Origin of the sequence: Pseudomonas sp. FBF18, from assembly GCF_024261405.1 — a bacterium.
In the GTDB taxonomy this organism is placed as follows: Bacteria; Pseudomonadota; Gammaproteobacteria; order Pseudomonadales; family Pseudomonadaceae; genus Aquipseudomonas; species Aquipseudomonas palmensis.
Map to the genome: position 1 here is coordinate 60,054 of NZ_QKRS01000015.1, position 26,867 is coordinate 86,920.

Consider the following 26,867-nt stretch of genomic DNA (forward strand, 5'->3'; position numbering starts at 1 on the left):
AACATCGGCAATTTTGCGTTTTATCTGCGAGCACCCCGCCTCAAAGTGGAAATATTAATTGACACTTGTCTGTCAATTTTCTTATGGTCCTTGCCTCCTGTATGCCATCACTGCGCCACCCCTGCCGAGCACCGCCCAACGATGCCCACCCGCGATCCAGAGCGGGCCGTTGCTGCTCGACACCGTGAAATCAAGGACCTGATCATGTTGCTGCGTCGCCTGCGAATTCAATGGAAGATCACCTTGCTGGCGGGCCTGTGCCTGCTGGCCGTCGTGGTGGTGCTGATGGTGGCGACACGGGTGCAGTCCTCGCGCAGCGCCACGCTGGTGAGCAGCGCCAGCACCCAGATGCTCGACCAGAACGCGCGCCTGCGCCTGCACACCTACGCGCAGCTGCAGGCGGCGCAGATCCAGCGCTACTTCCAGAGCGCCTACCTGTACGGCAACGGTTTTGCAGACCTGGTGATGTACCTGCGCGCCCAGGGCAATGGCGACCTGCGCCAGGCCCTGACCCGCGAAACCGAACGGGCGCTGGGCAACAACCCCGAACTGCTCGGGCTGTACCTGGTGTTCCTGCCCGATGCGCTGGACGGCAAGGACGCGGCCTTCGTCAACCAGGCCGGCGCGGGCAGCAACGAGGCCGGACGGTTCTCGTTGTACTGGTCGCAGCCCAGCCCCGGCACCCTGGAGCGCGAGGCGATGCCTGAATCGATGCTCGCCGACACCAGCGTGTCGGCCAATGGCTCGGTCTCCAACCGCTGGCTGACCTGCACCCTGGAGAGCGGTGACACCTGCATGGTGGAGCCCTACTTCGACACCGTGGGCGACCGCACCCCGCTGACCACCAGCATCTCCATCCCGCTCAAGCACAACGGCAAGCTGATCGGCGTGCTGGGTGTGGACATCAGCCTGGACAACCTGCAGCTGCTGAGCCTGGAGGGACGCAAGGACCTGTTCGACGGCAACGGGCAGGTGAGCATCGTCAGCGCGACCGGCCTGCTGGCCGGCCACAGCGAGGACAGCGGCCAGTTGAGCAAGCACTTCGAGCAGGTGTTCGGCACCGACTCCAGGGCCCTGGCCGAACAGATGCGCGCCGGCAAGGCGGCCGAATTCAACGACAACGGCCTGCTGCAGGTGAGCCAGTCGTTCGCCCCGGTGCCCGGTGCCCAGCCGTGGAGCGTGCTGCTGGAGGTGCCCGAGCAGGTGCTGCGTGCGCCGGCCGTGGCACTCAACAATCGCCTGGACACCTACAATGCCAGCGCCAACCTCGGCAGCCTGTTGATGGCACTGGTGGCCGCGGTGGTGGGGTTGCTGGTGATCTGGCTGACCGCGCGCGGCGTGACCCGCCCGATACTGGACGTGGCGGCGATGCTCAAGGACATCGCCAGTGGCGAGGGCGACCTGACCCGGCGCCTGGAGTATGCGGGCAAGGACGAGCTGGGTGAGCTGGCGGGCTGGTTCAACCGGTTTCTCGACAAGCTGCAGCCGGTGATTGCCGACGTGAAGGCCTCGGTGCACGACGCACGCGGCACCGCCGACCAGTCGGCGGCACTGGCCAGCCAGACCAGCGCCGGCATGCATCAGCAGTACCGCGAGGTGGACCAGGTGGCGACGGCGTCGCACGAGATGAGCGCGACTGCGCAGGATGTGGCGCGCAACGCCGCGCAGGCCGCCGAGGCTGCGCGCGGCGCCGACCATGCCAGCCGCGAAGGCCTGGAGCTTATTGGCGACACCACCCGCGCCATCGAACAACTGGCCGGCGAGATGACCACCAGCATGCAGGAGGTGGAACACCTGGCCACGCGCAGCGAGCAGATCGGCTCGGTGCTGGACGTGATCCGTTCGATTGCCGGGCAGACCAACCTGCTGGCATTGAATGCCGCCATCGAGGCAGCGCGGGCGGGGGAAGCCGGGCGCGGCTTTGCGGTGGTGGCCGATGAAGTGCGCAACCTGGCCAAGCGCACCCAGGACTCGGTGGACGAGATTCGCGTCGATATAGAAGGGTTGCAGCAAGGCACCCGCGAGGTGGTGGAGGCCATGCACAACAGCCACCGCCAGGCGCAGGACAGCGCGGCGCGTGTGGAGCAGGCATTGCCGGCCCTGCAGCGCATTGGCGATGCGGTGGCGGTGATCACCGACATGAACTTGCAGATCGCTTCGGCGGCGGAGGAACAGAGTGCCGTGGCCGAGGAAGTGAACCGCAACGTGGCGAGCATTCGCGACGTGACCGAATCGTTGTCCGGGCAAGCCGAGGAATCGGCGCAGATCAGCCAGACACTCAACCGGCTGGCCAATCATCAGCAGGGGCTGATGGCGATGTTCAGGGTGTGATGTGGTTGGCGAGGCGCAACGGTTTAGGCGTGAATACGGTCGGCGGCGTGCGATGACGAAAAATATACTAATCCCTGAGACACAAAGAGAATATTTTTTCTATAAGCACCAAACAAACCGAACAACAGTCAAAAATTTTCTCCGTCATCGTCGGTAGGCTACCTACCTGCCCTTCACGTGCACAAAAAGACGATGACCATGCCAGAACTACCGCTGTACCTCGACTACGCCGCCACTACTCCGGTCGATGACCGGGTGATCGAAGCCATGCTGGCCTGCCTCGGCCGCCAGGGCAATTTCGGCAACCCCGCCTCCACTGGCCACGGCTATGGCCAGGCCGCCCGACAGGCCGTGGACCACGCGCGCCAGCAAGTGGCCGACCGGGTTGGCGCTACCGCACACGCCCTTGTATGGACCTCGGGCGCCACCGAGTCCAACAACCTGGCCCTCAAAGGCATTGCCCAGGGCCAGCCTGGGCGCCGTCACCTGATCACCAGTTGCCTGGAGCACAAGGCGGTGATCGACACCGCCCATGAACTGGAGCGCCAGGGCCACACGGTCACCTGGCTCAAGCCCGATGCACAGGGGCTGATCCAGCCCGAGGCCGTGCAGGCGGCCTTGCGCGAGGACACCGCACTGGTGTCGTTGATGTGGGTGAACAACGAACTCGGCACCCTCACCGACATCGCCCGCATCGGCGACATCGTGCGCGAACACGGCGCACTGCTGCACGTGGACGCGGCGCAGGCGGTGGGCAAGGTGGCCATCGACCTGGGCACGCTGGCGGTCGACCTGATGTCGTTTTCGGCGCACAAGGTCTATGGGCCCAAAGGCATCGGTGCGCTCTACGTCGGCCCGCGTGCGCGCCCCGTGCTGCAGGCGCAGATGCATGGCGGCGGGCACGAGGGCGGTATGCGCTCGGGTACGCTGGCTACGCATCAGATTGTGGGCATGGGCGCGGCGTTCGAGCTGGCGGGCGTGCAAGGTGATGCGCAAAGCATGCGCATCGAGCAACTGAGCCAGCGCCTGCGTGAAGGCTTGCTGGCCCTGCCGGGCGTGACCCTGAATGGGTGCGCGCAGCAGCGTGTCCCGCACACCTTGAACCTGTGCATCAGCCGCAGCGGGTTCAACAGCGCGCAGGTGGCCGGCAGCCTGGCGCTGTCGTCGACCTCCGCGTGCAGCTCGGCCACCCAGGCCCCTTCGCATGTGCTGCTGGCACTGGGGCTGGATGCCGGCCAGGCGCTGAGCAGTGTGCGGGTGAGCGTGGGGCGGTACACCGAGATGGCAGATGTGGAGCGGGCAATCGAGGTGTTCAGGGCTGCGCTGCAGGCGCCGGCAGGGTTCTGGTAAAGCGGCCTGCAGGAGCCGGCCTTGCCGGCGATGGTGCGTACAGCCCCCCTGGCCCGGCATGGCCGGGCATCGCCAGCAAGGCTGGCTCCTACACCCTTGCCACGGCTTACTCGGCTTGCACGTAAGCCGCCGGTTTGTCGGCCACCCGGTTGCGCTTCACGAAATAGGCCACCACCACCAGCACCGTGGTGGCCGCGATGAACCACAGTTGCAGGCGCGATGCCGGGTCGATGGCCTGGCTGCCGATCACGGCGAGCAGCGCAAGCAGTGCCACGACGTTGGCATAAGGGAAGAACCAGGCGCGGAAGGCCTTGGGGTCGACCGGTTCGTGACGGGTTTTCAGGCGCATGGCCAGGTGGGCAATGATGATGAAGATCCACACGATCATCACGAAGGTGCCGCTGCTCTTGGCCAGGGTCATGAACAGGTCGCCGCCGCTGAGAAAGTGCACGGTCAGAATCGTCAGGCAGATGCACAGGCTGAGCAGCAAGGCATTGAGCGGCACGCCCTTGGCCGTGGTGTGCGAGAACAGCTTGGGCGCATGCCCACGCTGGCTCAGGGAGAACAGCATGCGCGAGTTGGAGAACATGAACGAGTTCATCACCGACATGAACGAAACGAACAGCACGATCTTCATCGCCACCGCCGCGCCGCCGAACCCGGCCAGGGTGAACAGCGACACATAGGGCGACGCCAGGTTGGCCTTGTCGGTCCACGGCAGGCACAGGATCAGGATCGACACCGAGCCCACGTAGAACAGCATCACGCGCAGGATCACGCTCTTGATCGCGCGGATCACGTTGCGGCGCGGGTTCTCGGACTCGCCAGCCGCCACGGCGGCGATTTCACTGCCGCCCAGCGAGAAGATCACCACGATCACCCCCGCCATCACCGGCGACAGGCCATTGGGCATGAAGCCGTCATGCGCGGTCAGGTTCACCAGGCCAGGGGACGGGATGTCGCTGTGCAGGCCGAGCAGAATCGACACGCCCAGCAGCATGAAGATGAGGATGGTGGCGACCTTCAGCGCGGCCAGCCAGTACTCCACTTCGGCGAACGACTTCACCGAGTAGGCGTTGCTCGCCATCAGGGTCACCAGCATGATGAACGCGCCCGCCCAGATCGGCAGCCAGGGCAGAAAGTCATGCAGGATGGCGCCCAGCAGCACGGCCTCCAGGGTGATCGTCATCATCGACTTGAACCAGTACAGCCAGCCGACGGTAAAGCCGGCCCACTCGCCCAGGTACATGTTGGCGTAGGTGGAGAACGACCCCGCATCGGGGGTGCGGCAGGCCATCTCGCCAAGCATGAACATCACCAGGGTGACCACGATGCCGCCGATGAAATACGACAGGATCGCGGCGGGGCCGGCCGACGCGATCAGCGAGCCGGAGCCCATGAAAAGCCCAGCCCCGATCACGCCCCCCAGCGCGATCATGGTGATGTGACGTTGCTTCAGGCTCTGCTTGAGACTGTTGGATTGCATTTCCTTTACCTCTCTTATTATTGGGAGAAGACGGCAACGTTCTGCAGCGAGATGACGCGTCACGCTTGCAGAAGGCCGCTCCTCACGCAGGCATCGTCATGTGCCTGCGCCGCACGCTTCAGCCTTTTTCAGGCAATGGCTATCAGGGTGGCACCTTGGACGGCAAGGCCGGCTACCTCAAGCGATTTCTGCGCACAACATCCTGCATTTTTTTCCTGAGGGGCTGCAGCGGGTTTGTGGTAGGCGGCGAGCGAGTGGGCCCTGACGGTCATGTGCCGGCAGGGCTCGCAACTATCGGATAAATAAAACTTTATTCACCCGGTTATTACTTGATAACTTCACCTGCGGTGAAGCGGTTGATAACGTTTTAAGTCTCGCGCCCTAAGTAGTACGACTCTCGACCCGGCTCCCCTTCTTTGGTATTCCCCCACCGCGGTTTGCTTGACACACAAGTACCGCCCTCGCAATGCTTGCCCCCAGCAAAACCCCACGATGAATAACAACAATAACAATTGAACAAGGAGTTCGCCGATGCTTGGCTACTATGCGCAATACAGTAGTGTGTACATCACCACCCTGATGATCGTGACCACGCTGTTCTTCGCCCTGCCGATCTTCATTGCGCCACTCACCTGGGCGCGCCTGATGCAATGGACCATCCCGGAACATACCCACCTGGCCATCTATTTCGGCCGCTGCCTGGGCGCGTTCATTCTGGTGGTTGAAGTGGCCATGTTGCGCTCGGCCACCACCGGCACCAGTTTCAGTTATGCCTTCGACATACTCTTCGTGGTATTCACCCTGATGTTTGTGGTGCATGTCTATGGCGCGATAAAACGTATTCAGCCTATTACCGAAACACTGGAAGTCGGCTTCTGGATGATTCTGTTCGTATTGAACATGCTGTTCTACCCCACCACCAGCATTACCCTTTAATACCTGACCCAGCCACTTGAAGGCTGACGCCACCGCGGCGTCGGCCTCTGTGTGCCTGCCCGTCGCCTGTCAACTTTTATTCAGGAATTGAAGATGCTCGATACCGAGGAAGCCCGTTCGCACGCCGCCTTGATGGATCTGGTGCGTCAACTGCTGGAGCAGGCGACCGGTGTCGAGGCCCACACCCTGTACAACGATGCGCCCTTCCACGAGATCGGCCTCACGTCGCTGGCCATCCTGAATTTCAACGAGCTGATCCAGCCCCTCTTCGCCGACCTGAACAAGACCCTGCTGTTCGACTGCCGCTGCATCCGCGACGTTGCCACGCACCTGCTGCGCGAGCATCCGCAGGCCAGCGCCAGCTACCTGCAGGGCCGCCCGCCCATCCCGCCCCCACCAGCCGCAGGCGTCGAGGCCTGGCCCTCGATTGCCCCCCTGGCGCCGTGCAACGAGGAGCCCGCTGGCGATATCGCCATTGTCGGCCTGCATGGCCGCTTCCCCGGTGCCGACGACCTGGATGCGCTGTGGCGCAACCTGCTGGCGGGTGTCGACTCGGTGAGCGAGATACCCGCCGAGCGCTGGCCGCTGGACGGTTTTTTCGCCGCGGGCACCGACGCCCGCAGCAGCGGCCTGAGCTATGCCAAATGGGGCGGGTTTCTACCCGATATCGATCGGTTCGATGCGCAGTTCTTCGCCATCGCCCCGCGTGAAGCCGCCTGCCTCGACCCGCAGGAGCGGCTGTTTCTCGAATGCGCCTGGCATGCCCTGGAAGACAGCGGCCACCTGGGCGAGCGCGGCCAGTTGTTGCGCGGCGCCCAGGGTGCGCTGGATGTCGGCGTGTTCGTCGGGATCACCAGCAACACCTACCCCCTGCTCGGCCCTGCCCTGTGGCAGGCCGGGCAACCGGCGATCCCCAGTGGCCTGCCGTGGTCGGTGGCCAACCGGGTATCGTTCGCCCTGGACTTGTGCGGGCCGAGCCTGGCCATCGACACCGCCTGCTCGTCATCGCTCACGGCATTGCACAGCGCCATCGACAGCCTGCGCAAGGGCGAGTGCCGGGCAGCGCTGGTGGGTGCGGTCAACCTCTACACCCACCCCGCCAAGTACGTGCAGTTGTGCCAGCAGCACATGCTCTCGCCCACCGGACGTTGCCATGCGTTCGGCAGCGAGGCGGACGGCTTCGTGCCCGGTGAAGGGGTTGCGGCCGTGGTGCTCAAGCCGCTCGAGGTGGCCCGGCGCGACGGCGACCGGATACTGGCAGTGATCAAGGGCAGTGCGATCAACCACAGCGGGCGCACCAACGGCTACACCGTGCCCAGCGCCGGTGCCCAGGCCGCGCTGATCGAGCGGGCGCTGGCCGATGCCAGGGTACCGGCCGCCAGCATCAGCTACATCGAAGCCCACGGCACCGGCACGCGCCTGGGCGACCCCATCGAGTTGCAAGGGCTCAGGCAGGCACTGGGCGGGCAACACTCGGCGACCTGCCATGTCGGCTCGATCAAGGCCAATTTCGGCCACCTGGAAGCGGCCGCCGGCATGGCCGGGCTGAGCAAGGTGGTGCTCCAGTTGCAGCACCGGCGCCTGGCGCCGTCGCTGCATGCCAGGGTGCTGAACCCCGACGCCGGGCTCGAGCACAGCCACCTGCAGATCGTGCGCGACACGCGTGATTGGACCAGCGACAACGGCCCGCGCCGCGCCGGCATCAGCTCGTTCGGCGCTGGCGGCGCCAATGCCCATGTGATTGTCGAACAGGCCCCCGAACCCACACCGTCGAGCGCCAGCACGGGCCCGGCGGTGTACCCGCTGTCGGCGCGCAGCCAAGCGCAAGTGCGCGAACAGGCCGCCGCCCTGCTGGCCTGGTTGCAACGCCACCCCGACGCATCGGCCAACCAGCTCGCCTACACCCTGCAATGCTGCCGCCCGGCGTTCGACCATCGCTTCGCGCTGGTAGCTGCCGACTTGACGCAGTTGCAGGCTGGCCTGGAGCGCTTCGTGCAATCGATGCCGGGGGGCTATCAGGGCCGGCTGCTGCCCGGCACACCAACGCGAGAGCTGAGCGCCAGCGCCCCCGATGAACTGGCAGCGGCCTGGGTAGACGGCACGCTCGCCCGCTGGGGCCGCTTCTGGCCGCAGCCGCCCGGCCCACTGGCCGCGCCGCTCTACCCCTTTGCCAGGGACCGCTACTGGGTGCCGCGTGTGGAGTCGGCCGCGCCCCACGCCAGCACCCAGCTGCACCTGGATGCCGGCCAGTTCTTTCTGCGCGACCATGTGGTGCAGGGCCAGCCGGTGCTGCCCGCCGCCGCCTACATCGACTTGTGCTGCAACCAGGCGCGCCGCCACGGCCTGGACCTGCCGCTGACCCTGCACAAGCTGACCTGGGCCAGCCCGATCCGCGTCGAGCCCGGCCAGCAGCGCAGCATCGAATGCCGCAGCGCACGCACCCACGACGGTGTGCGCCTGGCGTTCCAGCCGCTGCCGGCCAGTGACCCCACCCCCAGTTTTCGTGGCGAGTGCCGCGCCGTGCAGGTGCCCGCCGACAGCCTGCCAAGCCTGGCGCAGGTGCGCAGCGAGTGCACCCGACCGCTGGCCCTCGACGCGCTGTACCCCACCCTCGAGCGCCTGGGCATCGCCTACGGCCCCACCCTGCGCTGCATTGCCGGCGCGTGGCTGGGCGAGCAACAGGCGCTGACCGAACTGCACTGGCGCCCCGAGCAGCGCCAGGGCGAACCGCTGAGCACGCTGGACCCGGCGTTGCTCGATGCGGTGCTGCAAAGCGCCTTCGTCACCGCCGCCCAGGGCAATGCACAGATCGACACCACCTTCGTGCCCTACGCCTGCCAGGCCCTGCACGGCTACCGGCCCTTGACCGAGCGCTGCTTCGTGCACGTGCGCCCGCGTGCTGCCCAGGGCAGCCAGATGCGCCTGTACGACTTCCGGGTGTTCGATGCAGACGGCCAGGTGCTGATGGACATCGAGGCCTTTGCCTTTCGCGAGTACCGCGTCGACCCCGAGCATGCCGTGCATCTGCTCGAACCCTACTGGCAGCACCAGCCCGCCGCCCCGGCCGCGCCCGGGCCGATGCCCACCACACTGCTGCTGTGCGACGACCCGCAAGCCTTCGCCCAGTTACCCGCGCAACTGCGTGACGCCGCCTGGCGACTGGTACCCGCGCAGCAGTTCCACTACACCTCACCACGCACCGTCGAGGCCGACCTGGGCGATGCGCGCCACATCGACCTGTTGCTGCGCCTGCTGACCAGCCAGCAGCAGGTACCCGCACGCCTGCTGATCGACCTGCGCAGCACCGGCAGCCAGGACGCCGGCCTGGGCGAAGGGCTGGACGCCGCCCTGGCTACCGCAGACCTGCTGCGCCACCTGTGCCAGGGCCAGAGCACCCCCGCGTTGCATACCCGGATCGTGCTGCACCCCGGCCCTGTCAGTGCCCTTGAAGGGCTGCTGCGCTCGGTGGTGCAGGAGATCCCCAGCCTGAGCGCCAGCCTGATCGAAACCAGCCACCAGCCCGGCAGCGCAGAGCGTGAAGCGCTGGCGCACGAACTGCTTGCGGCTGCGCAGCCCGGTGTCAACCGGGTATCGCTGTGCGAAGGGCAACGCCGCGTGGCGAGCCTGCGCTTTGTCACCCCGGGTGCCGGCACAGCGCCGACGCAACTGAGCGCCGGCGATGTGCTGGTGATCAGCGGCGGGCTGGGGGCCGTCGGCCGTGCACTGGGTGAAGCGCTGGCGAGCCTCGGCGGTCTGCGCCTGGCCGTGCTGGGCCGTCGCGCCCTCGATGCAGACGCTGCCCGATGGCTGCAGCGCCTCACGCACCTGGGCGCCGACGATGCCGCCTACTGGCAGGCCGACTGCGCCGATGCCGACTCGTTGCACACTGCCCTGGCCAGCATTCGCCAGCGCTATGGCGCCTGCCACGGGGTGATTCACTGTGCCGGGGTTCTGCAGGACGGGTTCTTCCTGCGGCAACCTGCCCAGGAGCGCGCCAGCGTACTCCAGGGCAAGACCCTGGCCGCCCGCCATCTGGATGCAGCCACCGCCGATGACCCGCTGAAACTGTTCATGGTGTGCTCGTCGCTGGCCGGGGTGTACGGCAATGTCGGGCAGAGCGCCTACGCGCTGGCCAACGCCTGGCTCGACCGCTTCGTGCAGGCCCGCCAGCAGCGCTGTGCCAGCGGCCAGCGCCAGGGCCGCTCGCTGTCGATTGCCTGGCCACTGTGGCAGACCGACAACGGCATGCAGGCCCCGGCGCCGGTGCGCCAATGGCTGGCTCGCCATGGCCTGGCCCTGTTGCCGAGCGATCAGGGGGTTGCCACGTTCCTGCGCTGCCTCGCCTTGGCGCAAGCGGTGTTGATCCCGGTGTGCGGCAAGCGCGACGCGGTTGCACGGTTGTTCGGCATCGAGGCGCCGCCTGCCCCGCCCGTGCAGGTCGCGCCGCAGGCGGCCAGCGACGCGCCCTGCCTGCTCGACTACCTCACCCGTCAACTGGCCGAGGTGACGGCCACACCGCTGGACAAGGTCGACCCCGACACCTCGCTGGAGGTATTCGGCCTGGACTCTATCCTGGTGATGGAACTCAACGGCCGGCTTGAACAGCACTTCCCCACCCTGTCGAAGACCGTGCTGTTCGAAGTGCGCAGCCTGCGCGAGCTGGCCGCCCTGCTCGGCAACGAGCACCCGGCCGAAGTCGCCCGGCTGGCACCGGGCCCCGTGGTGGTCGAGCCGCCAGCACCCGCGCTGTCGGTGGTCACGCAGGGCACTGCCGACACCCAACGCCAGGACATCGCGATCATCGGCCTGGCCGGGCGCTACCCCGGCGCACGCGATGCCCAGGCGCTGTGGCAGCACCTGGCGGCCGGCGATGACCTGATCAGCGAAGTGACCTCGCGCTGGGAGCAACCGGGCGGCGACGACCAGCTATATGCGCGCTGGGGCGGCCTGGTGGATGATTTCGACTGCTTCGACCCGCTGTTCTTCGGCATCTCGCCGCGCGACGCCGAGCGCATGGACCCGCAGGAGCGTCTGTTTCTGCAAACCGCCTGGCATGCCGTGGAAGACGCCGGCTACACCCCGCAGAGCCTGTGCGGGCCGCGCCAGCCGGGCGTGGAGCGACGCCGCGTGGGGGTGGTCGCGGGGGTGATGTACGGCGAGTACCAGTTCTATGGTGCGTCGAGCTGGCCCGCGCGGCCGGCGACCCTGACCAACTCCTCGTATGCCTCGATCGCCAACCGCGTGTCGTTCTGCCTGGACCTTGAAGGCCCCTCGTTCGCCGTCGACAGCATGTGTTCGTCGTCGCTCACCAGCCTGCACCTGGCCTGCGACCTGATTCGCAGCGGCAGTTGCGAGCTGGCCCTGGCCGGCGGGGTGAACCTGTCGCTGCACCCGTACAAGTACCGCATGCTGTGCGAGCTGAACTTCGCCTCCACCCAGGGCCAGTGCCGCAGCTTCGGCGCCGGCGGCGACGGCTACGTGCCGGGTGAAGGCGTGGGCGTGGTGCTGCTCAAGCCCCTGGCCCAGGCCCTGCGCGACGGCGACCACGTGTACGGGGTGATCCGTGGCAGCGAGCTCAACCATGGCGGGCGCACCTCGGGCTATACCGTGCCCAACGCCGAATCGCAGGCCCAGGTGATCGGCCGCGCCCTGCAGCGCTCGGGCCTGCCCGCCGCCAGGCTGGGCTATATCGAGGCCCACGGCACCGGCACCAGCCTGGGCGACCCGATCGAGATCCGTGGCCTGGGCAAGGCCCTGGCCGCCCAGGTACCCAGCGAGTGGCGCTGCCCCATCGGCTCGATCAAGGCCAATATCGGCCACCTGGAATCGGCCGCCGGCATGGCCGCGTTGACCAAGGTGCTGCTGCAGTTCAAGCACCGGCAACTGGCGCCGTCCATCCATGCCCAGCCGCTGAACCCGAACATCGATTTCAGCAACACGCCCTTCGTGGTGCAGCAGCGCCTGGCCGACTGGCCGGACCCTGCAGATGGCCTGCCACGGGTGGCCGCCATCAGTTCGTTCGGGGCCGGCGGCGCCAATGCCCATGTGCTGATCGAGGACGCCCCGCTGCAAGCGCCACCCGCGCCCACCGGCCCCCAGGCCTTTGTATTCAGCGCGCACAGCGCCGGGCAACTGCGCAGCTACCTGCAGCGCTTTGTCGACTGCCTGGAGCATGAACACGCCCTGGCACCGCAGCACCCCGAGCACTACCTGGGCCTGCGCTGCTTCACCACGCGGGATGTCGCCAGCACCCTGCTGCACGGGCGCCAGGCGTTCGAGCAAGCACGGTTGGCCGTGGTGGCCGACGACTTCGATGCGCTGCGCCGGCAGTTGAGCGAATGGTTGATGAGCCCGCCGGGCGACGAAGCACGGGTGCTGCTCAGTGGCCCGGCCCCTGCGCCCGAGTGTGCGGCCCTGGCCCGCACCTGGCTCGATGCGCACCTGCCCGCGACACCGCCAGCGGCGACCCAGGCGTGGCGAAAGGTGCCGCTGCCCGGCTATGAATTCTTGCGTCGTCGCTACTGGATCAGTACGCCGCCCACAGTGAGCAGCCCACCGCTGCCGGCGCCACCGCACGCTGCGCCCGCGGTGACGCCACAAGACATTCTCGACCGCCTGGCCCGCCGGGAAATCAGCCAGCAACAGGCCCGCGACCTGCTGCGTTCGATGCTCTGAATTCGCCTGTTTCCACCTTCAAGGGAGTGATGCAATGCAGCAGCCGACTATCGCCATCATCGGCGCCGGGGCCAGTGGCCTGGGCGTGGCAAAGGCCCTCGGCGAAGTGGGCCTGGCCTTCGAGATCATCGAGGCCACCGCGCGTTTCGGCGGCAACTGGCAGCCCGACGGCCCGGCCTCGAAAATGTATGAAGCGGTGCACCTGATCAGCTCCAAGCGCAACACCCAGTTCGCCGACTTCCCGATGCCCGAGCACTACCCGGACTACCCGCGGCACACCCAGGTGTTCGACTACCTGACGCAACTGGCCGAGCATTGCCAGCTGCAGCAGCACACCCGCTTCAACACCCGCGTCACCCACATGGACAAGACCGCCGACGGCTGGCTGCTGAGCTTCGACGACGGGCGCCAGGCCCGCTACGAGGCGGTGGTGGTATGCAACGGCCTGCTCGGCACGCCCAAGGTGCCGCAGTACCCCGGCACCTTCAGCGGGCAGGCCCTGCATGCCAGCGCGTACCGCAGCTCGGCACAGTTTCGCGGCAAGCGCGTGCTGGTGGTGGGTGGCGGCAACTCCGGTTGCGACATTGCCGTGGACGCCGCGCAAACCGCCAGCCTGGCGCTGCACTCGACCCGGCGCGGCTACCACTACATGCCCAAGTTCATCGATGGCCAGCCGACCCAGGAATGGCTGATGGACCAGGCGCCGAAATTTGCCGACGAGGACGAATACTGGGCGCACGTGGAGCGCAGCTTCAAGTTCGCCGGCTACGACGGGCGCGACTATGGCCTGCCCGCACCGGACCACGGCATTCGCGAATGCCACCCCATTCTCAACTCGCAGATTCTCTACTACATCGGCCATGGCGATGTGCAGGCCAAGCCCGACATCAGCCATTTCGACGGCCAGCAGGTGCACTTTTGCGACGCCAGCGTGGCCACCATCGACCTGATCGTATGGGCCACCGGCTACGGCATCGACCTGCCGTTTCTGCCGCTGCAGACCTTCGACTGGCAGCGCGATTTCGACTCGCTGTTTTTGCGCATGCTGCCGGCCGAGCACGACGACCTGGTGTTCGTCGGCTACCTCAACACGCCGTCGGGCATCGGCAACCTGGCCAACATGACCGGGCGCTTCGTGGCCGCCTACCTGCAGGCCCGTGCCTTGCGCAGCCCGGCCTGGCACACCGTGCAGCAGATCAAGCGTCAGCCGCAGCTGCTCGACCTGGGCCAGCAGCGCTTCATGCAGACCCAGCGCCACGCCCACGAAGTGGACCTGTGGAAGTTCATCCGGGCCGTGAACTTTCTGACCGCGCGGCTGCAGCCCTCGCCACCCTTGGCGCGTAGCGCCTGACCATCGACGACACGCCGGGGAACCGACCATGAACCAACCGACCCACCTGCCCCTGACGGGCGACCCGGATGCCGGCGCGCTGAGTGCGCGCCAGGCGCTGCTGCTGCTCGACAGCCTGGATGCCGGCGCCGCGCCGCCGCTGGAGCAGCGCCTGCTGGAGGACCTGCGCGATCTGCTGCTGGGCGTGCTGAAGATCGACCCGGCGGACTTTTCGCCCACGCGTGCATTGATGGACTATGGCCTGGACTCCATCGCCTCCACCGAAATCGGCACGCTGTTCACCCAGCGCTTCGGCATCAGCGTGCCACCGACGGTGTTCTTCGAATTCCAGAACCTGCAGAGTTTCTGCGGCTACCTGCTGGCCAACCATCACGGGCAGTTGCTGGAGCATTACGGTGACAGTGCGCCCTTGCCCGCCCCCGCACCGGTTGTGGCTGCGGCGCCACCGATGGCGCAGGTGGTTGCGCCCGTGGCTGCCGGCGCAGTGGCCACACCCGCTACGCAAGGCCCCTTGAGCATCGAGGCGCTGTGGCAACGCTATGAGCACCTCGCCCCCGCTGCCCCGGCGGTGGTCCAGGGCACGCGAGTGAGCAACGAGTACGAGCCCAGCCAGGCCCTGCTCGACGAACAGTTCAGCCTGTGCCAGCAGGCCACGCGGGTGCAGATCCACCGACCCGGCGCGCCGCGCCTGGAATGCGCGACCTATGGCAGCGGCATGCCGGTGCTGATGCTGGGCGGGCTGGTGATGCAGTACGACGTGATGTGGCGCCTGCAACTGCAGGCGCTGGGGCGCGGGCACCGGTTGATCATGCTGCACCTGCCCGGCTGCGGCGAGGCCGAGCTGCCGCCCGCGTTCGACATTGCGCACCTGGTGGCCGATATCGTGGTGCTGCTGGATCAGCTGGGTATCGACCAGCCGCTGCCGGTGATCGGCTATTCGTTCGGCGGCGTGCTGGCCCAGGCCTTTGCCCTGGCCCACCCGCACCGCTGCGCAGGGCTGTGCATCAGCGTCAGTTCGCCGTTCAGCGAAGGCGCGTCGAACTTCCCGGTACTGATGGGCGAGCTGCAGAAAAGCCCGCGCTTCATGACCCTCAACCGCGGCTGGAACATGGCAGCGCTGCCGGCCTACCAGCAGGTGATCGGCGATTTCGACCTGCGCCCGCAGTTGGGCAACCTGCACTGCCCGTGCAGGATCATCTGCGCCAGCGACGATGCCTATCAGCCGCCGGCCTATTCGGCGCTGATCGCCAACGCCGTGCCGCATGCCGAACTGATCGAGGTGCAGGGCGCCGGGCACCTGCTGGGCTTTACCCATCACCAACGCTACAACCAGTTGCTGCTGGAGTTTCTGCACAACCTGCCAACCCCCGAAGGCCCGGCCCGGCGCCCCGTGCCCCCGGTGTTTCAGCCGGCCACCGCGCACACCCTGCAAACGCTGGAAGACTACGTGCGCCAGGGCGAACAGGGCCACTGCGCGATCCTGTCGGCGCCCGCCGCGCAGACCGCCCTGCTGCTCAATCACCTGGCCAAGCGCGGCAAGCGCGAGCCTGCCGATTACCGCAGCTACTTCATGACTTCGCTGGAGGAAGCCCTGGATGCGGCCCTGCGCCTGGCCCGCCACCATGCACGCAACCGCACCCCCGACGGCCAGGGCGAACTGTTGCTGATCGACGACAGCGGCTACTGGGCGCGCTACTTCAACCCGCTGCAGCGCGCCGATGCCAGTGCGCTGGTACCCGGCATCCGGGTGGTGGCGAGCCTTGCCCAGGCGCTGGCCTACCAGCGCCAGCATGGGCCCGAGCAACTGGCGGCGGTGGCCTGCATCCAGGCCGCCGACGCCAACGCCGAGGCCTGCGATGCCTGGCTGCGCGAGCTGGCCGGCAGCGGCATTCTCAGCCTGGTGGTGGAGCCTGCCCGGCAGGCCGGGCACTGGCCGTTGCTGGCGTTGTGCGAAAGCCCCGACCTGATCGTGCTGGGCGAGGGCCTGAGCGGGCTCCAGGCGCCGCTGGGCGCCTGCCTGGTACATGAACGGGTGAAGAACCCGTGGCTGATGACGCCCAACGAAAGCTATGTGCGCCATGTGATGAGCAACTTCGGCCTGCCGTTCAAGCTGGCCTTCGAACACCTGATGGCGCAGTTCGCCGCCGGGCTGAGCGTGGATGAGCAACGCGAACTGCGCCGTATCGCCAGCAGCAGCGAAGCGACCTACCAGGCGCACCTGTGCTACGGCAACCGCGGTTACGCGAAGATCGCCCGCATGCACGGCTTCGATGGGCGCTTCCACGAGGCTCGCGGGGTGCGCTCACGGCTGATGCACGATGGCGAACCCTCGCGGGAAATCATCGACTGCTTCGTCAACGTGGGCACCTGCCCGCGCGGCCTCAACCCGCTGGATGTGATCGAGCAGGTCGCACGCCAGCACGACACCCGGCGCGACTACTGGGGCGAGCTGCAAGGCCTGCTGCAGCACAACACCGGCCTGCCGATGGCGCTGCCGGCCTCCAGCAACGTCACCGCCGTGGAGGCCGCGCTGACCCTCGGCCTGCTGGCGGCCAGGGGCGAGCGTCACAAACTGCTGTGCTTGAGCGGCGGGCTGGGGTTCTCGATGCTCAGCGCCGCGGCCTCGCACACGCTGGGCTTCGATATCTTCCGCGCGCCGTTCGAGCCACTGCATGCGCATACCGTGTTCATCGACCCGCTGGCCGAAGACGCCGAGGCGCAGTTGCAGGGCCACCTGCTGAGCGGCGAAATCGCCCTGGTGTGGTTCGAGACGATCCAGGTCGATGCCAATGCCTCGCGCCCAGTGCCGCCCCACCTGATCGCGATGATCGAGCGCCATCGCGACGCCGGCGGCTACCTGGTGGGCATCGACGAAACCCAGACCAACCTGATGACCGGGCGCTTTCTGCACAGCCAGGCACAGGTGCCGCAGCCGGATATCGTGGCACTGGGCAGCGCGCTGTGCGACAGCCTGCTGCCGATGGGCGTGGTGCTGTGCAGCGAGGCCGTGACCCACGCGGGCGCCCAGCGACAACCGCAGCGCGTGGCCGACCTGCAGGGGCGCGGCATCAGCCAGCTGAGCGCGCACCTGGCGCTGAACTGCCTGCAGGCACTGGAGCGCGAGGGTGCGCTGGCCCATGCGCGAACGCAGGGGGAGTACTTCCACCAGCGCCTGCTGGAGCTGCAGCGGGCGTTCCCGCTGATTCGCGCGGTGCGCGCCGAGGGCCTGCTGCTGACGGTGGAGCTGGAGCTGGCCGGCACCCCGGCGTTTGTCGAGCGCAGCTTCGGCTACCTGCTGTGGGGCAGCCTGCTGCGCGACCCCGAAGGCGGGGTGGCGGCAGCCGTGTGCCCGATCCACAACCACTGCCTGCGCTACCTGCCGCCGCTGAACATCGACCGCGACAGCATCGACCTGATGGTCGCCAACCTGCGCCGGGCCCTGGCCCGGGGCGTGGACGGCGTGTTGCAGGACTGCGCCGAACACAACCGGCACCTGGGCGATACGCGCACTGCGCAGTTTCTGTCGAGCCTCACCCACCCTAAAAAAAAAGGACCCAACCTGTGACTGAGCACACTCGCGTCAACTCGCCAAGCCACGCCGCACCGGGTGTGGCCGCCATTCGCCCGCTGACCGGGCCAGGCCCCAGGGTGTGCATCGTCGGCGCCGGGGTCGGCGGCCTGTCGATGGCCCGCGCGCTCAAGCGCAAGCACATTGCCTTCGACTGCTTCGACAAGCGCGACCGCATCGGCGGTATCTGGGCCTTCGACCACACGGGCGAGCACACTTCGGTGTGGCACAGCATGAACATGAACACGCCCAAGGGCCTGTACCAGTTCAGCGACTTCCCCATGCCGTCGCATTACCCGGACTTCCCCTCGCACCGCCAGGTGCATGCGTACCTGGACAGCTTCGTCGAGCACTTCGCGCTGCGCGACAGCATTCACCTGGAGTGCCCGGTGCAGCACACCGAGCGCCTGGCCGACGGCACCTGGCGGGTGACCCTGGGCTCGGGCGAAGTACGCCACTACGACGCGCTGGTGGTCGCCAACGGGCACCACAACACGCCCAACCTGCCGGACTACGCAGCCACTGCCCGGATCGACAGCATCCACTCCAAGCACTATCGCTATCGCCACCCCTACCAGGACAAGACCGTGATGGTGGTGGGCGTGGGCAACAGCGGCGCGCAGATTGCCGTGGACGTGAGCCACGATGCACGCATGACCTACCTGTCGCTGCGCCGTGGGGTGTACGTGCTGCCGCACTACCTGTTCGGCATTCGCGTGGACAAGGTGATGGGCCCACTCAACGACTGGTGGGTGAAGAAGCTTCTGCCCTACCCGCTGACCGGGCTGATGTTCACCGGCCTGTACAAGCTGCTGATCGCCAAGCGCAAGCAACTGGGCATGCCCAAGCCCGACCACCTGATGATGTCGAGCCTGCCGACGCTGTCGGAGAACTTCGCCAACCGCGTGGGCGACGGCAAGCTCAAGGTGGTGCCGCAGGTGCAGCGCATCGAAGGCAACACCGTGCACTTCGTGGATGGCAGCAGCCTGGAAGTGGACGCGGTGATCTACGCCACGGGCTATCACACCGACTTCCCGTTCTTGCCCCAGAGCCTGTTGCAGATCGAGGAAAACCGCATTCCGCTGTACCAGCGGATCTTTTTGCCCGAGGTGCCGAACCTTGCCTTCATCGGCGTGTTCCAGGCCGTGACCTGGGGCTTTCTGGACATGATGGAGCGCCAGGCCGAGGTGGCCGCCGACTACTTTGCCGGTGCGTACCAGCGCCCCGGTGCCGAGGCCGAGCGCGCGCACATTGCCGCCGAGCGCAAGGTGATCGAGCGCGAGTTCCTGGCCACCCCACGCAACAACTACGAGATGCACGGCCCCACCTACCTGCACTACCTGGCCAAGGAGCTGCGCCAGGGTCGCGAGCGGGCCCAGGCCGGCAATCGCCAGAGCCCGTTGCTGAGCATCGCCCACACCTATGACGCCAGCAGCGCCGCACACCACGTCCAAGAGCGGGAGCCGGTCTCATGCCCGTCGTGACGCCGGTCGCCGTGGTCGGCATGAGCGCTCGCCTGCCGGGGGCGCCAGACCTGCGCGCGTTCTGGCAGCTGTTGCGCGAAGGCCGCGATGCGGTCGGCCAGGTGCCGGCCGAGCGCTGGAACTGGCGCGACCACGACAGCGCGCTGAACCCCGGGGAAGAGACCACCTACTGCCAGCGCGGCGGCTTCATGCCCTGGGTCGACCGCTTCGACGGGCGCTTCTTCGGCATTCTGCCCCGCGAAGCGCAAGGCATGGACCCGCAGCAACGGCTGTTCTTGCAGGCGGCCTGGGCGGCGCTGGAAGATGCCGGCTACGCGCCGGGCCAGCTGGCCAAACGGCGGGTGGGGGTGTTCGTGGGCGTGGGCCATGCCGACTACCCCACGCTGATGCGCCGCGACGGCGTGCCCAGTGATGCCTGGCGCGGCACCGGCATCGCGCTGACAGCCATCGCCAACCGGGTGTCGTACTGCCTGGACCTGCACGGCCCCAGCGAGGCGATCGACACCGCCTGCTCCAGCTCGCTGGTGGCACTGCACCGTGCCCGGCAGGCACTGCAGGACGGTGAATGCGAGCTGGCGATCGTGGGCGGGGTCAACCTGCTGCTGGGGCCTGAGCTGTTCATCGCCTTCGGCAAGGCCGGCATGCTCAGCCATGCCGGACATTGCCAGACCTTCGCTGCCAGTGCCGACGGCTATGTGCGCGGCGAAGGGGTGGCCGCGCTGGTGCTTGCGCCGCTGGCGGCAGCCCAGGCCAATGGCGACTTCATATACGGCCAGGTGTGCGCCAGCGCGCAGAACCACGGCGGCCGTGCCCACAGCTTTACCGCGCCCAACCCCAAGGCGCAGACCGAGGTGATCACCCGGGCCTGGCAGCAGAGCGGCCATTGCCCCAGCCAGGCGCGGATGATCGAGACCCACGGCACCGGCACGCCGCTGGGTGACCCGATTGAAATCAATGCGCTGAAGAACGCCCTGCCCACGACCGAGGCCGGCACGCCCATCGCCCTGGGCGCGCTCAAGAGCCAGATCGGCCACCTGGAAGCCGCGGCCGGCATTGCCTCGGTGATCAAGAGCCTGCTGTGCCTGCAGCATCGCCAGGTGGTGGGCAACCTGCACCATGACGCGCTCAACCCGCAGATCGAGCTGGCGGGCAGCCCGTTCTATCTGCCCGATGCCGCGCATTCCATGGGCGAACAGGATGCACCGCTGCTGGCCGGGGTGAGTGCGTTCGGGTTTGGCGGGGTGAATGCGCATGTGGTGCTCAAGGCTGCCGACAGGGGGAGCGACAGCCCTGGCGTGCCCGACGGCCAGCCGTATCTGGTGCTGCTGTCGGCCAAGGATGAAGACGGCCTGCGCGCCCGTGCGCGGCAGTTGCTGGCGGCCTTTGGCGAGCCCTTGCCCGATGCCGGCGGCGCGCTGCGCCAGGCGCTGGACGAACGTCTGCGCGACCTGCTGGGGCTGATGCCAGGCAACGGTGTGGCCACCCGGCTTGCCGAGCTGAAGATGGACGCCGAGGATTTTGTAGGTTGCCTGGAGCAGGCGCTGGACGCCCTGCAACTGGACGTACCCATCGATGCATGGCGCGGTGCGGTAAGCCTTGAAGAGGTGGTGGAGCGGCTGGTGGGCGAAGCGGCGGTGCAGCCTGAAGAGGCGGCACGGCTGGAGAGCTTGAATGCGTTGCCGGGCGGCCTGTCGGCCAGCCTTGCGGCCATCGCCCGCAGCCTGCAGGAGGGGCGCGATGCGATGGTGCGGCGGCTGGCGGTGGTGGTCGATGGTCGCGAGGCGTTGTTCGAACAGCTGCGGGCGTATCTGGGGTCGTCTGATTGCCCCTCGGATACCCGGTGGCACAGCGCTGATGGGCTGACCGCCAAACCGGCGCCGGAGGCAGGCAGTGGCCGGGCCGACCGTGCACTGCTCGAGCAATGGGCTGCGCATTGGGTGGCCGGCAAAGTACCGAGCCCGGGCTGGGCCACGCTGTATGGCGACGAACCGCGACCACACAAGTATCCCTTGCCGGCCTACCCTTGGCGGCTGGAGCGGGTGTGGTACAGCGCAGCCGTCGCAGCACCTGCGCCGGCCACGCCGGTACAGGCGTGGCTCGACTGCTGGGCGCCTGGAGCGGCGCCGCCGGGTTCATGCATGGCGCTGGCCGCCCTGGTGGGCCATGTGGCCCAGCCAAGCAGCGTGCTGCACTGGAACGATGTGTGTTTTGGCCCGCCGGTTGCCCTTGCGGCAAGCGACACGCTGCACTTTACCCGCGCCCCACGGCATTGGCAGGTGAGTGTGAACGGGCAGGTGCTGCTGCAGGTCGAGACCGCGGCTGCGGTTGCTGCCGCGCCGGTATTGCAGGCGTTGCCCGTCACGGCAGAGGGTGTGCGGGCGACACTGCCTCAGGGCCTGGACGGCTACCGGCTGTGGGCTGCGCTGTTGACCCACCTGAGCACGGCGGCGGGCACCAGCCTGCCCTATCGCATTCGCACGCTGACGCTTGATCCCCAGGCGTTGCGAGACGCGCGGCAGCTGATTGTCGAGCGCCAGGGCATGACCTTCGATGTGGCCCTGTGCACGGCCGATGGCCGCTGCGCACTGCGCCTGGCGGGCATGCAGATGCGCGCCTTCGACCTTGTGCGCCAGCAGGTGAGCGCATGAAGGCGTGGTTGTTCCAGGGCCAGGGCAGCCAGCGCAAGGGCATGGGCGCGGCGTTGTTCGCGCGTTTTCCGGCGCTGGTGGCCGAAGCCGATGCGGTGCTGGGTTACTCGATCGAGCGTCTGTGCCTGGAAGACCCCGAGCAGCAGTTGAACCTCACCACCTTCACCCAGCCGGCCATCTATGTGGTGTCGTGGCTTGGCTACCTGGCGGCACGTGAGGATGGCGCCGTTGCCAGCGTTGCGGCCGGGCACAGCGTGGGTGAGTACGCGGCGCTGACCGCTGCCGGCGCGCTGGACTTCAGCCTGGGCCTGCGCATCGTCATCGAGCGGGCGCGGTTGATGGCCCAGGTGCAGGGCGGCGGGCTGGTGGCGGTGCTGGGCCAGGATCGGCAGCGGGTTCAGGCACTGCTGGACGAACGGCCGGATGCAGGCCTGGCCATCGCCAATATCAACAGCCCCACACAGATCATCGTAGGGGGCACGCTGGCAGCCCTTGAACAGTTGCTGGAGCACTGCACAGCGCGGGGGATTCGGGCCATTGCGCTGAAGGTGAGCGGGCCCTTTCATACCGCGCACATGGCCGCTGTGGAGCAACCGTTTCGGGACTTTCTGCAACGCATGAGCGGAGCGTTTCGCGAACCGGCATTCCCGGTGATCGCCAACGTGCACGCGCGCCCGCATACCCGCGACGGGCTGGTGGAGGCACTGTCCACACACCTGACCCACCCGGTGCAATGGCAGCAGGTGATCGAGCGGATGCTGGCCGAGGGCGTCGAGGATTTTATCGAGATCGGCCAGCCTGCGATTCTGGGCGGGATGCTCAAGGCTGTTCGTGAGCAGCCTGCCATTGAGCGGTCGAATGCCCCTGCGCGCCCTGTGCTGGTGATTGCGCCTGACGCCCCCGCGCTGCTGAGCGAACTGGCACGCCACGGGGCCATTGGGCTGATCGACAGTCACGGCCTGGACAATAAACAGTTGAAGGCCCGTGTGCTGCGCCTGAATGCCGAGCCGCAGGTGGGCGGCCGTTTCGGTATCCGCCTGCATGGCCGCGCAGATTCGGCACTGATTGATTGGCTGGCGGACCAGACACTGGCCTGCATCGAGGTGCCGGCCCACTGGCAGCCCCTGCGTGAGCGCTGCCCTGGGGTGCGGTGGCAGGTGCGGGTCGAGTGCATCGATGAGCTGGAGGCTGACGCCGATGCTCTGGTGATTGCTGCCGATACACACCTGCCCCTGCTGCTGGCAGCGCTGGCCCGGCGCAAGCCTTGCGGGCCGAAGATCGGTGCCAGCGGCCTGATCGGCAGCCCTGCCAGCGCCCAGGCGATGTTCGATATGGGGGTGGATTTCGTGGTGTGCGGCAGCGTGTTTCTGCTGGGCAGCGAGGCCGGCCTGCCCGTCGAGCGTCAGCAACAGCTTGCCGGCATGACACAGGCCGAGCATCGCCCGTTGGCGGACTGGCGCTACCCCGAGTTCGCCAGCCGCACGCCCGGCTATGTGCTCGACAGGTTGCGCAACGAACAGGCCGAGGCGTTGCAGGCCTTCTACCTCAGCGACAGCGGCGGCGATCAGGCCGCGCTGCGCGACCGCCTTGGCGACGCTGCCAACCCCGCGACCCAAACCACCTGCGCACGCCGCGCACTGCAGGCCCACATGCTCGCCGGCCTCAACCAATGGCAACAGCCGGGCGATGCCTCGCTGTGGCTGTTCAATCGCTGGCGCCAGTGCTGCCGGCCCGAGCTGCCCATTCCCATGCCCACGGAGCAATTGCTCAACCTGCTCTGCCCTCCCCTCTGCCCTTCAAGGACAACGCCATGACCCTGGTCGAGACGCTGCAAACGCGCATCAGCGAATTCATCTGCTGTGAAATGGACCTGCCGCCCGAAGACATCGACCTGGATACGCCCCTGGGTGCGTTCGGGCTCGGCTCGCTGGCGGGCATGAAACTGATCGGCAGCCTGGAGCAGCAGTTTGGCTTGCGCCTGTCGCCGACCCTGGTGTTCGAGCACCCGACCATCGCCGAATTGGCCCTCGCCATCGCGGCGATTGCCGCCCGTGGGGAGGCCGCGCATGTTTGACAAGAGCTGCCTGAGCCCACAGGAACTGGCCAGTGCAACCGGCCTGCTGGCGGTGCACGATAGCCTGGCGCTGCGCGCCTGGGTGCACCCGCACAAGGTGCTGTTCACCCTGCTCGACGACCAGGGGGAAGAACAGCAGCAGGTCAGCTACCAGCAGTTGCTGGGGCGGGCCAACGCCATCGCCCGCCAGTTGCAGGCCGTGAGTGAGCCGGGTGATCGCGTGGCGCTGTTCTTCCCGCAGGGCCTGGACTTTATCGCAAGCTTTCTGGCCTGCCTGATCGCCGACCGCATCGCCGTCCCCGTCAACCTGCCGAACCGGCGCCGGGTGGAGCGTTGCCTGAGCATTCTGCATGACAGCGGCAGCCGCCTGCTGCTGGTGGCCGCAAGCGAACAGGCAATGCTGCAGCAGGCATTTGCCGGCACCCCGGCGGCGGCGCTGGCGATGCTGAGCCCTACCGACGATTGCGACGCACCGCTGGCGTTCGCCCGGCCTGCGGAGCGTGACCCACAGCGCGTCGCCTTTTTGCAGTACACCTCCGGCTCCACCTCGGCGCCCAAGGGCGTGAGGGTGAGCCACGCCAACATCACTGCCAACCTGCGCATGATGCGCGACAGCTGGGCGCTGGACCACACCAGCGACTTCGTCACCTGGCAGCCGCACCACCATGACATGGGCCTGATACTCGGGCAGCTGCTGCCCATCGTGCTGGGCAACCACACGGTGATCATGGCGCCGGCGACCTTCGTGCGTCAGCCGCTGATCTGGCTGCAGGCCATTGCGCGGTACAAGGCGCGGTTGGCCGGGGGGCCGAACTTTGCCTATAACCTGGCGGTGGAGCGTTACGACGCCGAACGCCTGCAGGGCCTGGACCTGTCCCACTGGACCCACGCCCTCAACGGCGCCGACGTGGTACGCCCGGCAAGCCTTGCGCGCTTTGCGCAGCAGTATGCGGGGCATGGCTTCAGGGCCAGCGCGTTTGTGCCGTGCTATGGGCTGGCGGAGGCAACGCTGTTCGTGAGCGGCGGGCCGCAGGGGCGGCCGGTGTGCTCGGTGGTGATGCCCGTGGATGCGGGGGCACCGCAGGAGCTGGTGGGGTGTGGCGAGCCTTCGTGGGAAGTGGAAATCGCAATCGTCGACCCGGCCAGCCGAAAGCGCTGCACGCCTGGGCACATCGGCGAAATCTGGCTACGCGGGCCGAGCATTGCACAGGGCTATTGGCAGAACCCGGCTGCGACCGAGGCGGGTTTCAAAGCGCGGATCGACGATGGCAGCCCCCTGGATTACCTGCGCACCGGCGACCTGGGTTTTGTCGGCCCCGACGACCGCCAGCTGTACGTGTGTGGCCGGCTCAAGGACCTGATCATCTGCGAGGGCCGCAACCTGCACCCCGAAGACATCGAGTACACCGTGATCGAAGCCCTGGACGAGGTGCGCCCGCAGAGTTGCGCGGTGTTCAGCCACGACAACGAGCAGCAGCGCCAGACCCTGGTGGCGGCCATCGAACTGAACCGCGAGATCAAGCGCTGGCTGCAGGACAACCCGCGTCAGCTCAAGGCGGTGGTACGCAGCGCGGTGGTGGACCAGCACGGCATCACCCTCAACCGCATCGTGTTCGTGCAGCCCACCAGCATGCACAAGACCACCAGCGGCAAGATCCAGCGCGCGAAGATGCGCCAGCTGTACCTGGCGAGCGAGCTGGACCTGTTCGATGAGACCCGCTGAGCCGCTGGTGCAGTGGCTGGCAGACGCCGAAGCGCCGGTCAGCCTGGTCTGCTTTCACTGCGCGGGCGGCAGCGCGCAGAGCTTCTTTGCGTGGAAGCAGGCGGCGGCTGGGGTGTGCGAGTTGTACGCCGTGGAACTGCCGGGGCGCAGCCGGCGCTTGCGCGAGCCGTTCGCCCGCTCGGTAGCGGAGGTGGCCGCGGCGTTTGCCGAGCAGTGCCAGGCGTTGCCCGACAAGCCGCTGGTGCTGTTCGGGCACAGCCTGGGCGCCCTGCTCGCCTACGAGACTGCGCGGGTGTTGCTGGCGCAGGGGGTGCGCAAGCCCGTGCACCTGCTGGTGTCTTCTCGCCAGAGCCCGGACTGGCTGCCCGTGTGCGCTGGCCTGCCAGCACTCAATGACCAGGCCTTGCGCGATTACCTGGCGAACCTTGCCGGCACGCCACGGGAGGTGCTGGCGAACCAGGCGATGATGGACCTGGCGGTGCCGATACTGCAGGCCGACCTGGAGTTGATTCTGGGGTATCGCCACACGCATGTGCGCGGCCTGGACATCCCGGTGGATGCGTTTGGCGGTATGGGTGACGAGCAGGTGCGCTTTGAATCGCTGGGTTGTTGGCAGCGCGTGACCGAGGGTGGTTTCAGCTTGCGCATGATCGAGGGCGGGCACTTTGCGGTGATGCAGCAGCCGCAGGTGGTGATGGCGCGGGTGCGGGTGATCGGTGACGGCCTTGCAGCGGCCGAGGGGCAGCATCGGCGCCCTTCGCCCGCTGCTGTGCGGGGTGGCTAGTCGGTGAGCATGGCGTGAGCCACGTCCTCGACCAGGGCTTTTGACATGCCGCTGAGGCAGTGCGCGGCCCAGATCAGCGAGGTGTCCTGCTGGGTGCCGGCTTGCAGGGTGAGCCTATACACGCAGCTCATCAGCGCGGCGGCTTGCTCCAGCGCGAACTGCGCATTGTGGCCGGGTTGCACGCAGAACAGCCGGTCGGCGTTGGAGGCTGCTTCGCCTTCGCCGAAGGTGCCGACGCCGATGGTTTTGATCGCGTTTGTGGCGGGTGCAATCGAATCCTTGTCCATCCAAAATGCTCCTGCAGCGTTGCCAATTTCAGGAGGTGTGGGGGCTCTACAGGCGCCGCATAACCTTGTAGGCGCTGGCCTTGCCAGCGAATGCAGACACCGCCGTAGCCGAATGCACACCACAAAACCCTGTAGGAGCGGGCTTGACCCGCGAACGACCGCAACACGGT

The 26,867-nt window shown here is 67.3% G+C and carries 14 protein-coding genes; 12 read left to right on the forward strand and 2 right to left on the reverse strand.

Annotated features, from left to right (window positions below):
- Positions 1 to 204 precede the first annotated feature (204 nt).
- Positions 205 to 2,331, forward strand: coding sequence for a methyl-accepting chemotaxis protein (locus DN387_RS20540; RefSeq protein ID WP_054915165.1), 2,127 nt, complete (start codon positions 205 to 207; stop codon positions 2,329 to 2,331).
- A gap of 198 nt (positions 2,332 to 2,529) precedes the next feature.
- Complete coding sequence (locus DN387_RS20545; RefSeq protein WP_054915166.1) at positions 2,530 to 3,681, forward strand: cysteine desulfurase family protein; 1,152 nt, start codon at positions 2,530 to 2,532, stop codon at positions 3,679 to 3,681.
- A 106-nt stretch (positions 3,682 to 3,787) separates the two neighbouring features.
- On the opposite strand, the gene DN387_RS20550 is transcribed toward DN387_RS20545, so the two are convergent.
- Positions 3,788 to 5,167: an amino acid permease gene (locus tag DN387_RS20550; protein WP_043861150.1), complete on the reverse strand. Its 1,380-nt coding sequence runs from the start codon at positions 5,165 to 5,167 to the stop codon at positions 3,788 to 3,790.
- A 531-nt stretch (positions 5,168 to 5,698) separates the two neighbouring features.
- Between DN387_RS20550 and DN387_RS20555 the strand changes: the two genes are divergently transcribed.
- The 10 genes from DN387_RS20555 to DN387_RS20600 all read left to right on the forward strand — a co-directional run bounded on the left by DN387_RS20555 (position 5,699) and on the right by DN387_RS20600 (position 26,410).
- Positions 5,699 to 6,103 carry a hypothetical protein gene (locus DN387_RS20555; protein WP_054915167.1) on the forward strand — a complete coding sequence of 135 codons (405 nt, stop codon included), beginning with the start codon at positions 5,699 to 5,701 and terminating at the stop codon, positions 6,101 to 6,103.
- A 93-nt stretch (positions 6,104 to 6,196) separates the two neighbouring features.
- Positions 6,197 to 12,778, forward strand: a complete 6,582-nt coding sequence (locus tag DN387_RS20560; protein ID WP_054915168.1) for an SDR family NAD(P)-dependent oxidoreductase — start codon at positions 6,197 to 6,199, stop codon at positions 12,776 to 12,778.
- Positions 12,779 to 12,812: 34 nt separating this feature from the next.
- Positions 12,813 to 14,129 carry an NAD(P)/FAD-dependent oxidoreductase gene (locus DN387_RS20565; RefSeq protein ID WP_054915169.1) on the forward strand — a complete coding sequence of 439 codons (1,317 nt, stop codon included), beginning with the start codon at positions 12,813 to 12,815 and terminating at the stop codon, positions 14,127 to 14,129.
- 28 nt (positions 14,130 to 14,157) lie between these two features.
- Positions 14,158 to 17,694, forward strand: coding sequence for an alpha/beta fold hydrolase (locus DN387_RS20570; protein WP_054915170.1), 3,537 nt, complete (start codon positions 14,158 to 14,160; stop codon positions 17,692 to 17,694).
- On the forward strand, positions 17,691 to 19,181 hold the full coding sequence (locus tag DN387_RS20575) for an NAD(P)/FAD-dependent oxidoreductase (RefSeq protein WP_054915171.1): 1,491 nt from the start codon (positions 17,691 to 17,693) through the stop codon (positions 19,179 to 19,181). Before DN387_RS20570 ends, DN387_RS20575 begins: the two co-directional genes overlap by 4 nt.
- Entirely contained in the window at positions 19,169 to 21,829 is a 2,661-nt protein-coding gene (locus DN387_RS20580; RefSeq protein ID WP_054915172.1) for a beta-ketoacyl synthase N-terminal-like domain-containing protein, read from the forward strand. Before DN387_RS20575 ends, DN387_RS20580 begins: the two co-directional genes overlap by 13 nt.
- Positions 21,826 to 23,643 (forward strand): acyltransferase domain-containing protein, encoded by a 1,818-nt coding sequence (locus DN387_RS20585; RefSeq protein WP_054915173.1) that lies wholly within the window; start codon positions 21,826 to 21,828, stop codon positions 23,641 to 23,643. The genes DN387_RS20580 and DN387_RS20585 overlap by 4 nt, the downstream gene beginning before the upstream one ends.
- Entirely contained in the window at positions 23,640 to 23,903 is a 264-nt protein-coding gene (locus DN387_RS20590) for an acyl carrier protein (RefSeq protein WP_043860793.1), read from the forward strand. The genes DN387_RS20585 and DN387_RS20590 overlap by 4 nt, the downstream gene beginning before the upstream one ends.
- On the forward strand, positions 23,896 to 25,626 hold the full coding sequence (locus DN387_RS20595) for a fatty acyl-AMP ligase (protein WP_054915174.1): 1,731 nt from the start codon (positions 23,896 to 23,898) through the stop codon (positions 25,624 to 25,626). The genes DN387_RS20590 and DN387_RS20595 overlap by 8 nt, the downstream gene beginning before the upstream one ends.
- A complete protein-coding gene (locus DN387_RS20600; protein ID WP_054915175.1) occupies positions 25,613 to 26,410 on the forward strand; it encodes a thioesterase II family protein in 798 nt (265 codons plus the stop codon). The genes DN387_RS20595 and DN387_RS20600 overlap by 14 nt, the downstream gene beginning before the upstream one ends.
- On the opposite strand, the gene DN387_RS20605 is transcribed toward DN387_RS20600, so the two are convergent.
- Positions 26,407 to 26,697 (reverse strand): DUF3077 domain-containing protein, encoded by a 291-nt coding sequence (locus tag DN387_RS20605; protein WP_054915176.1) that lies wholly within the window; start codon positions 26,695 to 26,697, stop codon positions 26,407 to 26,409. The genes DN387_RS20600 and DN387_RS20605 overlap by 4 nt on opposite strands.
- Positions 26,698 to 26,867: the final 170 nt, after the last annotated feature.

Coding starts and splice junctions, on each gene's coding strand:
- DN387_RS20540 (WP_054915165.1), top strand. CDS start 205: ATGTTGCTGCGTCGCCTGCGAATTCAATGGAAGATCACCTTGCTGGCG.
- DN387_RS20545 (WP_054915166.1), top strand. CDS start 2,530: ATGCCAGAACTACCGCTGTACCTCGACTACGCCGCCACTACTCCGGTC.
- DN387_RS20550 (WP_043861150.1), bottom strand. CDS start 5,167: ATGCAATCCAACAGTCTCAAGCAGAGCCTGAAGCAACGTCACATCACC.
- DN387_RS20555 (WP_054915167.1), top strand. CDS start 5,699: ATGCTTGGCTACTATGCGCAATACAGTAGTGTGTACATCACCACCCTG.
- DN387_RS20560 (WP_054915168.1), top strand. CDS start 6,197: ATGCTCGATACCGAGGAAGCCCGTTCGCACGCCGCCTTGATGGATCTG.
- DN387_RS20565 (WP_054915169.1), top strand. CDS start 12,813: ATGCAGCAGCCGACTATCGCCATCATCGGCGCCGGGGCCAGTGGCCTG.
- DN387_RS20570 (WP_054915170.1), top strand. CDS start 14,158: ATGAACCAACCGACCCACCTGCCCCTGACGGGCGACCCGGATGCCGGC.
- DN387_RS20580 (WP_054915172.1), top strand. CDS start 19,169: ATGCCCGTCGTGACGCCGGTCGCCGTGGTCGGCATGAGCGCTCGCCTG.
- DN387_RS20585 (WP_054915173.1), top strand. CDS start 21,826: ATGAAGGCGTGGTTGTTCCAGGGCCAGGGCAGCCAGCGCAAGGGCATG.
- DN387_RS20590 (WP_043860793.1), top strand. CDS start 23,640: ATGACCCTGGTCGAGACGCTGCAAACGCGCATCAGCGAATTCATCTGC.
- DN387_RS20595 (WP_054915174.1), top strand. CDS start 23,896: ATGTTTGACAAGAGCTGCCTGAGCCCACAGGAACTGGCCAGTGCAACC.
- DN387_RS20600 (WP_054915175.1), top strand. CDS start 25,613: ATGAGACCCGCTGAGCCGCTGGTGCAGTGGCTGGCAGACGCCGAAGCG.
- DN387_RS20605 (WP_054915176.1), bottom strand. CDS start 26,697: ATGGACAAGGATTCGATTGCACCCGCCACAAACGCGATCAAAACCATC.